Annotated in this window: 14 protein-coding genes; 8 read left to right on the top strand and 6 right to left on the bottom strand. The window is 72.0% G+C overall.

Annotated elements, in window-relative coordinates; translation table 11 throughout:
* Nucleotides 1–346 precede the first annotated feature (346 nt).
* From ACZ79I_RS24595 to ACZ79I_RS24585, 3 genes are all read right to left on the bottom strand, one after another.
* Nucleotides 347–1,123, bottom strand: a complete 777-nt coding sequence (locus ACZ79I_RS24595) for a hypothetical protein (protein WP_471499625.1) — start codon at nt 1,121–1,123, stop codon at nt 347–349.
* 59 nt (nt 1,124–1,182) lie between these two features.
* On the bottom strand, nt 1,183–1,815 hold the full coding sequence (locus ACZ79I_RS24590; RefSeq protein WP_471505196.1) for an RNA polymerase sigma factor: 633 nt from the start codon (nt 1,813–1,815) through the stop codon (nt 1,183–1,185).
* A 129-nt stretch (nt 1,816–1,944) separates the two neighbouring features.
* Nucleotides 1,945–2,340: a hypothetical protein gene (locus ACZ79I_RS24585; protein ID WP_471499624.1), complete on the bottom strand. Its 396-nt coding sequence runs from the start codon at nt 2,338–2,340 to the stop codon at nt 1,945–1,947.
* Between the two features lie 166 nt (nt 2,341–2,506).
* Between ACZ79I_RS24585 and ACZ79I_RS24580 the strand changes: the two genes are divergently transcribed.
* Entirely contained in the window at nt 2,507–3,001 is a 495-nt protein-coding gene (locus ACZ79I_RS24580; RefSeq protein ID WP_471499623.1) for a DUF1877 family protein, read from the top strand.
* A gap of 13 nt (nt 3,002–3,014) precedes the next feature.
* Here ACZ79I_RS24580 and ACZ79I_RS24575 read toward each other — a convergent pair whose 3' ends face one another.
* A complete protein-coding gene (locus ACZ79I_RS24575; RefSeq protein ID WP_471499622.1) occupies nt 3,015–3,584 on the bottom strand; it encodes a hypothetical protein in 570 nt (189 codons plus the stop codon).
* Nucleotides 3,585–3,745: 161 nt separating this feature from the next.
* Nucleotides 3,746–5,401, bottom strand: coding sequence for a beta-N-acetylhexosaminidase (locus ACZ79I_RS24570; protein ID WP_471499621.1), 1,656 nt, complete (start codon nt 5,399–5,401; stop codon nt 3,746–3,748).
* A 273-nt stretch (nt 5,402–5,674) separates the two neighbouring features.
* Here ACZ79I_RS24570 and ACZ79I_RS24565 point away from each other — a divergent pair, with 273 nt between their 5' ends.
* The 7 genes from ACZ79I_RS24565 (at nt 5,675) to ACZ79I_RS24535 (ending at nt 11,546) form a co-directional block, all read left to right on the top strand.
* A complete protein-coding gene (locus ACZ79I_RS24565; protein WP_471505194.1) occupies nt 5,675–6,295 on the top strand; it encodes a 2-oxo-4-hydroxy-4-carboxy-5-ureidoimidazoline decarboxylase in 621 nt (206 codons plus the stop codon).
* Nucleotides 6,296–6,551: 256 nt separating this feature from the next.
* Nucleotides 6,552–6,932 carry a succinate dehydrogenase, cytochrome b556 subunit gene (gene sdhC, locus ACZ79I_RS24560; RefSeq protein WP_381088918.1) on the top strand — a complete coding sequence of 127 codons (381 nt, stop codon included), beginning with the start codon at nt 6,552–6,554 and terminating at the stop codon, nt 6,930–6,932.
* A gap of 5 nt (nt 6,933–6,937) precedes the next feature.
* Complete coding sequence (locus tag ACZ79I_RS24555) at nt 6,938–7,420, top strand: succinate dehydrogenase hydrophobic membrane anchor subunit (protein ID WP_471499620.1); 483 nt, start codon at nt 6,938–6,940, stop codon at nt 7,418–7,420.
* A 19-nt stretch (nt 7,421–7,439) separates the two neighbouring features.
* The gene (sdhA, locus tag ACZ79I_RS24550; RefSeq protein ID WP_471499619.1) at nt 7,440–9,194 is read left to right on the top strand and encodes a succinate dehydrogenase flavoprotein subunit; all 1,755 of its coding nucleotides are present in this window, start codon (nt 7,440–7,442) and stop codon (nt 9,192–9,194) included.
* The gene (locus ACZ79I_RS24545) at nt 9,194–9,964 is read left to right on the top strand and encodes a succinate dehydrogenase iron-sulfur subunit (protein WP_381088908.1); all 771 of its coding nucleotides are present in this window, start codon (nt 9,194–9,196) and stop codon (nt 9,962–9,964) included. The genes sdhA and ACZ79I_RS24545 overlap by 1 nt, the downstream gene beginning before the upstream one ends.
* Before the next feature lie 155 nt (nt 9,965–10,119).
* Nucleotides 10,120–10,752 (top strand): Uma2 family endonuclease, encoded by a 633-nt coding sequence (locus tag ACZ79I_RS24540; protein ID WP_471499618.1) that lies wholly within the window; start codon nt 10,120–10,122, stop codon nt 10,750–10,752.
* Nucleotides 10,753–10,814: 62 nt separating this feature from the next.
* Nucleotides 10,815–11,546 carry a TetR/AcrR family transcriptional regulator gene (locus tag ACZ79I_RS24535; RefSeq protein ID WP_471499617.1) on the top strand — a complete coding sequence of 244 codons (732 nt, stop codon included), beginning with the start codon at nt 10,815–10,817 and terminating at the stop codon, nt 11,544–11,546.
* Between the two features lie 16 nt (nt 11,547–11,562).
* Here the strand turns inward: ACZ79I_RS24535 and ACZ79I_RS24530 are convergent, their stop codons facing one another.
* Nucleotides 11,563–13,977 (bottom strand): MMPL family transporter, encoded by a 2,415-nt coding sequence (locus ACZ79I_RS24530; RefSeq protein WP_471505192.1) that lies wholly within the window; start codon nt 13,975–13,977, stop codon nt 11,563–11,565.
* Nucleotides 13,978–14,129 lie beyond the last annotated feature (152 nt).

Below are 14,129 nucleotides of genomic sequence, written 5' to 3'. Positions count from 1 at the left end.
CCTGAAACAGGTCTGCGTCCACGACCGTACAACGTGCAACCAATACATGACGCGGTGGGGTGTGACAGAAAACGCATCCATGGCGCTGTAGAGAGTACGGGCCGCCGCGCGGCCCGTGCCGCGCGACGGCCGGGGCCTCTCCTGTGGGGGGTGGCGGCCCCGGCCGTTGCCTCGGCGCCGTGACACTTGTCGCGAGGCGCACTCCGGCCGGCCCTGGGACAGACGACAGCTGGGCGTCGGGCTCCATTGGACATGCTCCTGAGTACATACTCCTGAGAACGAACCGGTTCGGGCCCGCGGACGCGCGAGCCGGCGCACGCCCGGCCGGCGGCAGCGGCCGGTGAACCTACCGCCCGGGTCTCCTGGACTTGCCGGCCGCGGGGGTCGTGGGCACGACGGCCCGCGTCGCGGGAGCGGCCGGAGTCGCGGTACCCGAGCCGGCCGTCGTCCCGTTCCCGCCCTTGGTGCCGGACTTGCCCGTCCTGTCGGCCGACGAGGCGGCGGCCTTCAACTGCTCCGCGCAGTACGCCTCGACGTTGTCCTCGCCGCCCGCGGCCGTCACCAGCCGCTGCCAGGCCGTGGCGTCCATCGCCTTGCCCCGGTCCTTGACCGCTTCGTAGGCACGGCAGTGGGCCACGGTGTCCTGCGCGGTCTCCGGGCGGTCCGGGGAGGCGGCGGTGCCCGGCGCGTGGGACTCCGTCGGGTCGGGCCGCACGGCCTGGCGGTCCGTGGCGTCGTGCGAGGGCTGCCCGTGGTCGCCGCCCGCGTCGCCGGAGAAGCCGGCCGACCCGATCCCGGCGACCGCGACGCCGCCCAGGGTGAGACTCGTGAGGAACACGGCGACCGTCGCCTTCACCGAGCGTCGCGTGCGCCGTTGCTCTCGCGGCCGCCAGTCGTCCCGGCGCCGGGTCCGCGCCTGCTGGGCCCGGGCGTCCCGGGTGGCGCGGAACGCGGCCACCGCCCGCTGTTCGCCCTCGGCGTCCACGGCGCCCTGGCGCAGTGCGGCGGCGAGCAGCGCCTCCAGCGCGGCGTTCTCGGCCTCGACCCCGGGGGCGGGCACGGTGCCGCCGGGGTGCACGTGCCGACGGCCGGGGGCTCCGCCGCCGCTGTGCCGTTCACCCATGTCCGCATCCATCCCTGTCCGACGGCCGGTCTCGTCGCCGGGTGCGCCGCCGTTGCCGTTCATTTCGACTCCCCCAGCGTTCGGGAGCCGTCTTCCGTCACACCCCTGCCCGTTCCGCCGTCGGCACCGAGCTGACGGGCCAGCCGCTTCAGCCCCCGGTGGGCGGCGGTGCGCACCGCGCCGGGCCGCTTGCCGAGGACGCGCGCGGCGGCCGGGCCGTCGAGTCCGACGACCACGCGCAGCAGCACGGCCTCGGCCTGGTCGCGCGGCAGCCCCCGGACCATCTCCAGGGCGCGCTCGGTGGAGATGGACTCCAGCGCCTGGTCGTGGGTGCTGTGGGTGCCCGGCAGTTCGAGGGCGTCCTGCTCCAGCGCCGACGCGCGGGGGCGCACCCGCTGCCGGCGCAGATGGTCGAGGGCCCGGTGCCGGGCGATGGTCGCCGTCCAGCCCCGGAAGCCCGCGCCGTCTCCCTTGAACCGCCCGAGGTCCCGCGCGATCTCCAGCCAGGCGTCCGACGCCACGTCCTCGGCGTCGCCGCCGACCAGCCCGCGCAGATAACCGAGCAGACCCGGCTGCACGATCCGGTACGCCACCGCAAAGGCGGCCTCGTCACCTTCCTGAGCCCGCGCAACGGCCGCGCCCAGTTCCCCGTCGAACGCCTGTGCGCGGCGGGGTTCCCGTCGTTGGCCCAACACTGTCCTCGTTCGTACCGAGTGCGTAGCGAGCTGTGGTGAACCCGCACCGTGCGGGGCGCGCGGCGGCGCCCCCATGGTCAACAGCGTCGCGCCCCGCCGAAGTGTCACAGCCGCCGCCCGCCCGCCCTACGCGGTCCGCGCCCCGGCCGTCGCGTCCCGGCACAGCAGGCGCAGCGAGCCGTGCCCGGTGAAGCAGCGGCGGGCCTCGTCGATCGGGTCCCACAGCGAGCCGTTCGGGGCGCGGACCCAGTGGTCCCCGCCGGACGCCCACCACTCGGCGCCGGTCTGACGGACGATCACCTCGCCCGCGTAGGCGCCGAATCCCCGCAGCGCGCTCTCCACGGCGTCGTACGGTGCCCCCTCCCGCCGTATCTCCTCGATCAACCGGTCCACGCGCCACAGGCTCTGCGCCGAGTAGTCGAGCCGCAGCCCCGCGCCCTCACGCATCGCCGCCACCGTGTCCGCCGCCCATCGCGCCGGCTTCGCGGCGGCATGGGGCCTGGTCTCCTGCTGTGTCGTCACGTACGGGACAGCGAGGTCGGCGGCCTTTTCGTCACCATGATCCGAGCGGTCGCCGCAACCGGCACAGGACCGGCCCGCCTCCGCCCCATGAGTGTCACAAGTCCCCCTCACCAGCGGGGTTTTCGCGGAAGTGACGGTTCAGCCGCGGTGTGCGCTCCCTTCTGTGATGAGCATGTACTTCCACCTCCGCTCGGTGCCGGCCCCGGCACTGCGCAACAGCGCGAACTGGCTGCAGAGGCTCTTCGAGGACGACTGGGACACGGTGCGGCGACGGGTCGACCGGCACCGCGAGGAAGTCCTCGACCGGCGCTACCTGGACCAGGAGTTGTTCTACGCCTGCGCCCCGTCCCGCCCCGAGGAGAACGGTCCGCGGAACGACGTCGTGCTCGGCGGCGCCCCGGTGTTCCCCGGCGACCGGGAGGGTCCGCCGTTTCTGCTGCTCCCCGCGGCGCGGGCGGCGCGGGTGGCCGCGTTCCTCACGACGACCGACTTCGAGGCGTTGTGGCGGCTCGCCCGCGACCATCTGCTGCCCCGGTACGGCGGGAGCGCCACGGAGGCCGAGACGCGGTGCGCCTTCGAGTCGGCGCACCGGGACCTGAGGGCCTTCTACGCCCAGACCGCCGAGTACGGGGACGCGGTGGTGAAGCGGCTGATGCGGTGAGCGCCGGCGGGGCTCACGCCCGCCCGCGCGCCCGCCGCGACACGACGGCCCGCAGCACCCGCCGCCCCTCCGTGGACACCTCCAGGGCGTGGCGCAGCCCGTTCGGGCCGTGCCCGGCGAGCAGTTCGAGCACGGTGATCTGGCGGCGCAGTTCGGCGGCGACCAGGGGCGGCATGCCCTCCGTGCCGCCCTCACGGCGGGCTTCGACCGGGGAGGTGTCCTCGGCGGGGTCCAGCAGCTGGTGGACCTGCAGCGCGGCGACCGAGCAGGCGTCCGCCCACTGGCGCAGCGCCTCGGTGGTGGGCCGCTCGGGGAACGTGTCCAGCATGCGGCGGGCGAGCCGCGCGGCCTCGGCTTCGAAGGCACAATCGGCGTCGCCGTCGGGTATCTCCCCGGCGGCCAGTTCGGCCCGCGCCTTGGCGACCCGCTCCTGCCACTCCTGCCCCGCGACGAGGCTCGACCACAGCGGCCGCAGGATCTCGTCGTCGCCTCCGAGGAGCGGAACACACCGATCCAAACAAGCCAGACCGCTTGCCGCGAGCGCACGCCTGTCCGCCTGTGCGATCAGGTCCACCAGGCTCATCACGCCTCCTCGAAACGCCTTGACGGGGCGCCTCATGTCAACGGAGCCCGCATTTCCCCTTACTGCGTGCAACCTACCGGGAGTGTCACCGGGGCACCACGCCCTGTCGGCGACTGATTGGGAACAAGGGGTTTTCGGCCAACCGCGCCTGCGGCCCTCTCTCACCCCAGCCGGCCGGCCAGTTGCCGGAACTGCGCCCAGGGCAGCGCCGGCTTCCCCGCGTCCCACAGCTTCTGCGCGGTGGCCCGCAGCGGCATCCGGATCCCGGCCGCGACCTGGTTCTGCGTCTGCGCGGTCGCGCGGTCGGACCACACCGCGAACACGCCGCCGAGTATCTGCCGGTCGTAGCGCGCGGGCACCGCGGTGGAGCCCCGCAGCACGCGCGGGGTCCACTGCTCGTAGATCCGCTGCCCGGTGGGGTACACGAAGGTCTGCGGCTGGCCCAGCACGTAGTACAGGTAGGCGTCGTTGTAGTTGAGCAGCGTGCGGCCCGCGCCCAGGTACTCCGCCGGACGCCGGGCGCCGATCTCCTTCCCGGTCCAGTACGCGACGTCGAGGCCCTTGGCCGGCTGCACCGCGCTCGTCCGGTAGAACCCGTCGTTCCAGGCGCGCACCGTCCGGCCGTGGCGGCGCAGCACGGCCGCACGGTCGTTGAGCCAGCCGGTCGCGAGGTCCGCGACGCCGGCGTTCGGCCCGTAGCGGGCCTTGGCCGCCGCGGCGAGCCGCGGGTAGGAGGCGGCCGGGTTCGGCACCGCCAGCGCCCGGTACTCGTCGCCGCCCAGATGCCAGTAGGGGCCCGGGAACAGGCTCGCGTACTCGCCCAGCAGGTCGTCCACGATCCTCGCGGCCGCGGGCTTGGAGATGTCGACCGCCCCGCGGGCGGGGGTGCCGGAGGCGGCTCGCAACTGGAGGTCGGGATGGGCGGCGATCACGGCGCCGAGGTGCCCGGGGGAGTCGATCTCGGGGACGACGGTGATGTGCCGGCTGGTGGCGAGGGCGACGATCCCGCGCACCTGCGCCTTGGTGAGGTGCTGCCGGGAGACGACCTCCGGATGCGTGCCGGACTCGATGCGGAAGCCCTGGTCGTCGGAGAAGTGCAGTCCCAGTTCGTTGTACTTCAGGTCGCCGAGCTCCCGTATGCGGTCCTCGATCCAGCCGGCCGTGTAGTACTTGCGCGCGATGTCGAGCATGAACCCGCGCCGTGGCTTGGCGGGCGCGTCGCGGACGACGCCCTCGGGCGCGGTGCCGCCGCCGTGCACCTCCTGCTTGAGGGTGCGGGTCCCGTAGAACACCCCGGCCTCACCCGGTCCGGTGATCCGCACCCGCCCGGCGCGGACGGTCATCGTGTACGACTCCCGGTCGCCGCCGCCGGCCAGTCCCAGCTCGACGTCCCCGGCGCGGGCGGCCGTCCGCCCGGCGTACCCCATCCTCAGCTCTCCGGCCAGCAGCCGGCCCTCGTCGGCCAGGGCGTCGTCGTCGACGACCACCCGGGCCGCGGCGGCGGGCCGCCAGCCGGGGCCGCGCGCCGGGGTGTGCTCCCGGACGGCGGGGATGGTGCGGGGCGTCTGCGAGAGGGGGTAGGTGCGGGCCGGGGACGGGACGGAGGTGCCGGCGGACCCCATGGGTGCGACCGGCCCCGTGGGGGAGGCCGACGTGCCCGCGGAGGCGCCGGTCCCGTCCGGCGAGCCGTCGCCGGACGGCCAGAGGGCCACGGCGGCCGCGACCGCACCCGCGACGAGGATCCCGCCGCCCAGCAGCAACCGGTTGCGCCTCCCGGACGTCTTCCTGCGGGAGACCCGCCGCCTGCGGCCGGTCACTTTGCCCCTCCCCGCGCCGCGCCCGGGTACGGCAACGCCGTGTCCGGACGACCGGGCGGCACCTCACCCGGCCCGCCCGTCCGTATGCATCCGGCCTTAGATCGCACACCACTCACCTCCAGGCTCCGCTGCTCTCCCGAACCTACGGCCGCCACCCGCGCGACCGTCCACCCAGCGTTCCAAAACTCTCCCATCCGGGTGAAATCCGGACAACGATTGGACATCCGCCCGACCGCCGTCGGTACCGTGACGGCGCACTCCACGCACCCTCCCCTGCCGATCCGCACGCGATGCCCACGGGACGTCACGCGCGCCTCCCGCCGAGGACCCACGCTGCATCCGCACCGTCTCCCTCACCTCCCCGGCCACACCGCCCTGCCGGTGCAACACCGCGCGGAGGCCCCCACGGGCCTGGAGGTGTTCAACTCCGCGGCCTCCGACGAGGCCCGGCGCGCCCTCCTCGCCTGCTGCCGCAGCCTGCGCTGGGCCCACCGCGTCGCCGAGCACCGCCCCTATCCCGACCTGGGCTCCCTGCTCGCCGCGGCCGACGAGGCGGCCTACGACCTCACGCCCGCGGACCTCTCCGAGGCGCTGGCCGGCGAGTCGCTCATGGCACTCCCGGACGGCGCGTACTCGGCGGCCCGGACCGCCCTCGACGCGGCACACGCCGCCTACGAGAGCAGGTTCGGTCATGTGTTCATCATCTGCCTGGACGACGTGGCGCCCGAGGAGGCCGCCGACGGGGTCCTGGCCGCCATCCGATCACGATTGGCGAACGATCCGGAGGAGGAGCGGCTGCTGGCGGCCGAGGAGCTGCGGCGGCTGGCGCGGGGACGGCTGACGCGGCTGCTGCGGGCACCCTGCGGGCGGCCGGCGCTGCACCACACCCCCTGAGCGCGGCGGACCTGCGACGACGCACGGCCGCGACCGCCCGCGCCGGGGGACGCGAGCAGCCCCCGCCCGGTCACCGGTCCGCCGACTAGCCCGTCCGTGCTCGTTTGATTGCCGGTTTGATCACATCGGTACGGCCGCCGTAAGCGATCCGCCGACTCGTCGCTAGGATGCTGAGGGCCGGTGGACCGTACCCGGCCGGGCCCGACCGACCCAGAAGCCGGCGCGGCCCTAGTCCCCGCTCCCGGAGGGTTCTTCCGTGCCGGCTGGAACGCTGTACCGCGGCCGGGAAGGAATGTGGTCCTGGGTGGCTCACCGAGTCACCGGCGTCCTCATCTTCTTCTTCCTGTTCGTACACGTCCTGGACACCGCTCTCGTGCGTGTCTCCCCCGAGGCCTACGACAAGGTCGTCTCCACGTACAAGACGCCGATCGTCGCCGTGCTGGAGTACGGCCTCGTCGCCGCCATCCTCTTCCACGCGCTGAACGGCCTGCGTGTCGTGGCCGTCGACTTCTGGTCGAAGGGCCCGCGCTACCAGAGGCAGATGCTGTGGACCGTCCTCGGCGTGTGGATCGTGCTGATGCTCGGGGCGATCTACCCCGTCCTCGGTCACGCCGCTCGTGAACTGTTCGGGAGCTGACGCGCATGTCCACGACTGAAACCACCGCCTCCGGCATCGGCCCCGTCGAGGGCGCCCCGCTGTACGACGCCGACAACCCGGCGCCGGTGATCGAGGCCCCCCGCAAGCGGACCAAGAAGACCCCGAAGTCGACCCGCGGCAACTTCGAGATGTACGGCTGGCTGTTCATGCGCCTGTCCGGCATCGTGCTGGTCGTCCTGGTCCTCGGCCACCTGCTGATCCAGCTCGTGCTCGACGGCGGCGTCACCAAGATCGGCTTCGCCTTCGTGGCCGGCCGCTGGGCCTCCCCGTGGTGGCAGGCCTGGGACCTCGGCATGCTGTGGCTCGCGATGCTGCACGGCGCCAACGGCCTGCGTACCGTCATCAACGACTACGCCGAGCGGACGAACACGCGCCTGTGGCTGAAGGGCCTGCTGTACACCGCCACGGTGTTCACCATCCTGCTGGGCACGCTGGTGATCTTCACCTTCGACCCGAACATCCGCTAGGCACGGGGCTGCGAGAATCATGAAGATCCACAAGTACGACACCGTCATCGTCGGCGCCGGCGGCGCCGGCATGCGCGCCGCCATCGAGGCGACGAAGCGCAGCCGCACCGCCGTGCTGACGAAGCTGTACCCCACCCGCTCCCACACGGGCGCCGCGCAGGGCGGCATGGCCGCCGCGCTGGCCAACGTCGAGGAGGACAACTGGGAGTGGCACACCTTCGACACGGTCAAGGGCGGTGACTACCTGGTCGACCAGGACGCCGCCGAGATCCTGGCGAAGGAGGCCATCGACTCCGTCCTCGACCTGGAGAAGATGGGCCTGCCGTTCAACCGGACCCCGAACGGGACGATCGACCAGCGCCGTTTCGGCGGTCACTCCCGCAACCACGGCGAGGCCCCGGTCCGCCGCTCCTGCTACGCGGCCGACCGCACCGGCCACATGATCCTGCAGACGCTGTACCAGAACTGCGTGAAGGAGGGCGTGGAGTTCTTCAACGAGTTCTACGTCCTCGACCAGCTGATCACCGAGGTCGACGGCGTCAAGAGGTCGGCCGGTGTGGTGGCCTACGAGCTGGCGACCGGCGAGATCCACGTCTTCCAGGCGAAGGCCGTGATCTACGCGTCCGGCGGCTGCGGCAAGTTCTTCAAGGTCACGTCGAACGCGCACACGCTGACCGGTGACGGCCAGGCGGCCGTCTACCGCCGGGGACTGCCGCTGGAGGACATGGAGTTCTTCCAGTTCCACCCGACCGGCATCTGGCGCATGGGCATCCTCCTGACCGAGGGCGCGCGCGGCGAGGGCGGCATCCTCCGCAACAAGGACGGCGAGCGCTTCATGGAGAAGTACGCGCCGGTGATGAAGGACCTGGCGTCCCGTGACGTCGTGTCCCGCTCCATCTACACGGAGATCCGCGAGGGCCGCGGCTGCGGTCCCGAGGGCGACCACGTCTACCTGGACCTCACCCACCTCCCGCCGGAGCAGCTCGACGCCAAGCTGCCCGACATCACGGAGTTCGCCCGCACCTACCTGGGCATCGAGCCCTACACGGACCCGATCCCGATCCAGCCGACCGCGCACTACGCGATGGGCGGCATCCCGACGAACGTCGAGGGCGAGGTCCTGGCGGACAACACCACGGTGGTCCCGGGCCTGTACGCGGCCGGCGAGGTCGCCTGCGTGTCCGTCCACGGCGCCAACCGCCTCGGCACCAACTCGCTGCTGGACATCAACGTCTTCGGGCGCCGGGCCGGCATCGCGGCGGCGGAGTACTCGCAGAAGGCGGACTTCGTCGAGCTGCCGGAGGACCCGGAGCGCTTCGTGGTCGAGCAGATCGAGCGGCTGCGGTCGTCGACGGGCACCGAGCGCGTGGCGGAACTGCGGCGCGAGCTGCAGGAGACCATGGACGCGAACGTCATGGTGTTCCGCACCGAGCAGACGATCAAGACGGCCGTCGAGAAGATCGCCGAACTCAGGGCGCGCTACCGGAACGTGGCGATCCAGGACAAGGGCAAGCGGTTCAACACGGACCTGCTGGAGGCCATCGAGCTGGGCAACCTGCTGGACCTGGCCGAGGTCATGGCGGTGTCGGCCCTGGCCCGCAAGGAGTCCCGCGGCGGTCACTACCGCGAGGACTACCCGAACCGCGACGACGTCAACTTCATGCGCCACACCATGGCGTACCACGAGGTGGGCGCCGACGGCACCGAGTCCGTCCGTCTCGACTACAAGCCGGTCGTCCAGACCCGCTACCAGCCGATGGAGCGTAAGTACTGATGGCTACCCCCGTTCTGGACAAGGAGGAGGCGGCCGCCTCCGGTTCCGCCGCCTCCCCCTACATCACGGTCACCTTCCGGATCCGCCGCTTCAACCCGGAGGTCTCGGCGGACGCGGTCTGGGAGGACTTCCGGATCGAGATCGACCCGAAGGAACGCGTCCTCGACGGCCTCCACAAGATCAAGTGGGACCTCGACGGCTCGCTGACCTTCCGCCGCTCCTGCGCCCACGGCATCTGCGGCTCGGACGCCATGCGGATCAACGGCAAGAACCGTCTGGCCTGCAAGACGCTGATCAAGGACATCAACCCGGACAAGCCGATCACGGTCGAGCCCATAAAGGGCCTGACGGTCCTCAAGGACCTGGTCGTGGACATGGAGCCGTTCTTCCAGGCGTACCGGGACGTGATGCCCTTCCTGATCACGAAGGACACCAACGAGCCGACGCGTGAGCGCCTGCAGTCGGCGGCCGACCGCGAGCGCTTCGACGACACGACGAAGTGCATCCTGTGCGCCGCCTGCACCTCCTCGTGCCCGGTGTTCTGGAACGACGGCCAGTACTTCGGCCCGGCGGCCATCGTCAACGCGCACCGCTTCATCTTCGACTCGCGCGACGAGGCCGGCGAGCAGCGCCTGGAGATCCTCAACGACCGGGACGGCGTGTGGCGCTGCCGCACCACGTTCAACTGCACGGACGCCTGCCCGCGCGGCATCGAGGTGACGAAGGCGATCCAGGAAGTGAAGAGGGCGCTGATCACGCGCCGCATCTGAGGCCGGTTGCGACCGACCCCCGAGGGCCCCGTTTCCGCTGGATACGGGGCCCTCGGGCGTATGGGCACACGATCGGGTGAACGTGATCACCAAGGACGCGAGGGCGCCGTCGGCCTACCATGATGTTCTCGACACCAGCCCACGGGAGGCACGCGATGTCCGCATCACCTGTCGAGTGGCGCTCCGGCGATCGGCCGCTGACGAAACTGGCCGACGAGATCATGGAGCGGCATCCGGGCTACCGCGTCGAGATCATCGGAGGCCAGATCCTCGTGTCCCCGCCCCCGGACGGTGGCCACGCCATCGCTCTCACCGATCTCATGCTGCCCTTCCTGGCAGCGGGGCTGCACGGACCGGAGTCGAGGGTGCTCCAGGGCATCGGCCTATGGCTCCCTGACGGGCGCGAGGACTACGCGATTCCCGACCTTGCCGTCGTGGACGCCGACTTCCAGGACCACCTGGTCGAGAACAACTGCTACGACCCGGTCACCTTTCGCTTCGTCCTGGAAGTGACCTCCAGCAACTACAGGATCGATCTCCACGACAAGGTCGCCGCCTACGCCACCGCCAAGATCCCTGTCTACGCCGTCGTCGACCGGAAGCACCAGCGCCTCCACGTCCTCACCGACCCCGCGCACGACGGGTACGCCAACCACCGCGTCCACGCACCCGGCGAACTCGTCACCCTCCCCGACTCCCTCGGTGCCAAGGTCACCCTGGACGTGGCCGAGATCCTCGAAGCGGGCCGGTCGAAGCGGTCCGCCGCCGCTCCTCACACCGACGAGTGATCCGTCCTCCGGTCTCTCCCCGCCCCGGGACGGCGGCCGGCCGCTCGTTAGGCTCTCCTCCCGTGCCCACCAAGTCCGAACAGACCCGCGCCCTGATCCTGCAGACGGCTATGCGGCTGTTCCGGGAGCGCGGGTACGACCGGACGACCATGCGGGCCATCGCCCAAGAGGCCGGGGTCTCCGTCGGCAACGCGTACTACTACTTCGCCGGCAAGGAACATCTGATCCAGGGGTTCTACGACCGCATCGCCGCCGAGCACCGGGCGGCCGTCCGGGAGGTCCTGGACCGGGAGACCGATCTGACGGCCCGGCTCACCGGTGTGCTGAAGGCGTGGCTGGACGTCGCGACGCCGTACCACGAGTTCGCGGTGCAGTTCTTCAAGAACGCCGCCGACCCGGACAGCCCGCTCAGCCCCTTCTCCGCCGAGTCGGAGCACGCGCGCGCCGAGGCCATCGACGTCCACCGGGAGGTGCTGGCGGGGTCGGGTGCGAGAGTGCCGGAGGAACTGCGGGACGTGCTGCCGGAGTTGATGTGGCTGTCCCAGATGGGCCTCGTCCTGTACTGGATCTTCGACCGGACGGAGGGCCGTGAGCGCAGCTACCGGCTCGCCGAGCGCGGCGCCCGGCTGACCGCGCGGGGCGTCACCCTGTCCCGGTTCCGGGTGCTGCGTCCCCTGGTCCACGACGTGCACGAACTGTTCACGGACTTCCTGCCCGGGATGGCCGGGGTCCTGCCGGATCCGGCGAGGGCGAAAGGGGCGCCCGCGTCCGCCGACGCGAGCGCCCCCGAGTGACCACGGGCACGGCCCGTCAGTTCACCGCGTCCACCTCGTCACCGGTCAGCTCCACGTCGTACACGAGCGGCTCCTGCCCGAGCACCACGTGCCGGGCCCGGGATCCGTACGAGGACGCCGTCACCGCGACGAGGTAGGTGCCCGGCGCCGGGACCGCGAGGATGTACGAGCCGTCGGCCAGCGACATGACCCGGTCCAGCTGGCGGCCCCCCGTGGACAGCAGCGTCACGGCCGCTCCCCCGACCGGGTCGCCCTCCGCGTCCCGGACGAACCCGTGCACGGCGCTCGCACCGCCCGGACCCGCGCTCTCCGCCGGCTCCTTGCGCGGCTCCTCGGCCGGCTCCACCGCCAGGTGCGGCAGCCGGCGGTCCAGCCAGCGCGGCAGCCACCAGTTCGACCTGCCGAGCAGATGCATCGCCGCCGGCACCAGCGCGGTGCGCAGCACGAACGCGTCCAGCGCGACCGCCGCCGCAAGCCCGACACCCGCCATCGCCGCGCCCGAGTTGCCGCTGAGCACGAAGGCGAGGAAGACACAGACCATGATCAGGGCCGCGGAGTTGATGACCCGGCTGGTCTCCGCGAGGCCGACGCGGACCGCGCGGGCGTTGTCCCCGGTGTGCACCCACTCCTCGTGCATCCGGCTCACCAGGAACACCTGGTAGTCCATCGACAGGCCGAAGAGCAGGGAAAGCATGATGATCGGCAGGAACGCCTGGATCGGGCCCTCCTTGCCCAGTCCCAGCAGGTCCAGGCCCCAGCCCCACTGGAAGATCGCCACGAGGGCGCCGAAGGACGAGGCGGCGGCGATCAGGTTCATCACGGCGGCCGTCAGCGGCACCACCAGCGAGCGGAACGCGATCAGCAGGAGCAGGAAGCCGAGTCCGATGATGGTCGCGACGAAGTACGGCAGCCGGTCGCCGGTGACGGACGCGAAGTCCTTCGACACCGCGGTCACCCCGCCGACATGGGCGGTCGCGCCCGCCCGCGGGATCACGTCGTCGCGCAGGGTGTCGATGAGCCGGTCCGTCTCCTCGGACTGCGGCGAGGTGGTCGGCACCACCTGGATCACGGTCACGCCGTTGGCGGGCGGCAGCGCGACGGCCCGGGCCACCCCGTGGGTGCCGCTGATGTCCTTGACGAGCGTGGGGGTGTCACCGCGGGTGGACACCACCTGGAGGGGTCCGTTGAAGCCGGGGCCGAAGCCCTCGGCGAGCAGGTCGTACGCCTTCCGGGTCGTGGTCGACGCGTCGTCGTTGCCCTGGTCGGTGGCGCCGAGCCGCAGGGACAGCACGGGCAGCGCGAGCACCACCATGAAGACCACGGCGAGCGCGGCGATGACCCGGGGACGCCGCTGCACCAGTCCCGACCAGCGGGCCGCGAGCCCGCTGGCCCGCTCCGGCTCGGGCCCCTGCGCGGCCAGCCGCCGCCGCTGCCGGCGGCTGAGCACCCGCGGGCCGAGGAGCCCGAGCAGCGCCGGAAGCAGGGTGACGGCCGCGAGCACGCTCATCACGACCGTGAGCGAGGTGCCGATGACCACACCGTCGAGGAAGCGCAGGTTCGTCACGAGCATCCCGGCGAGGGCGATGCACACGGTGCCGCCCGCGAACAGCACGGCCCGGCCCGAGGTGTTCAGGGCGACGGCGGCCGACTCCTCCGGATCCAGGCCGCGCAGGATGCCGCGCCGGTGCCGGGTGACGATGAACAGCGCGTAGTCGATGCCGACGCCCAGGCCGATCAGCGAGGCGAGCAGCGGGGCGATGTCGGGCACGTCGGTGACATGGCTGATCAGCTGGGTGGAGAACAGTCCTATGCCGACGCCGAAGACCGCGACGGCGATCGGCAGCAGCATCGCGAAGAGCGAGCCGAACGCGAGGAACAGCACGACGGCGGCCGCGACGATGCCGACCATCTCGGACAGGCCGGCGGGCGGCTGCTGGATCCGGGCGATCGCCTGGCCGCCCAGCTCCACCCGCAGACCGTCGCCGCGGGCGCCCTGGGCGGTGTCGACGACGTCCTGCACCAGCTCCTTGGGCACGGCGTTCGCCCGCTCCGTGAAGGTGATCTGCGCGTAGGCGATGGTGCCGTCCCGGCTGATCTGCGCCGCCCCCCGGGGCCCGGTGTACGGGCCGGCGACCGCGCCGACCCCCTCCATCCGCCCGATCTTCGCCAGCGCCGGCTCGATGCGGTCCCGTACGGACCGGTCACGGACCGAGCCCCGGTCGACCTTCCACACCACCGTGTCGGTGTCGCCCGCGGCCTTCGGGAACGCCTTCTCCATGAGGTCGTAGGCGCTCTTGGAATCCGTGTCGGGCAGGGAGAAGACGTTCGCGTAGTCCGCGCCCCCGGCGGAGGCCGCCGCGCCCACTCCCAGCAGCGCCCCCACCCACAGCAACAGGACCAGCAGCCGGTGCCGGTAGCACCACCGCGCCATTGTCGTCACGCTCTACGCTCCTTCATCAGGGTCCCCCGGGTCCTGGACCACCAGCATCGGCACTGGCGTGCCCGGACGGACATGATCCGCGCCGACTCTCAAGGAACTCCAAAGCACGCCCACGCCCACGGGTCCGGGCGCGTGCGGATACT

The organism is Streptomyces sp. PSU-S4-23 (genome assembly GCF_055632315.1).
This window is presented reverse-complemented; position numbering and strand designations above follow the sequence as displayed.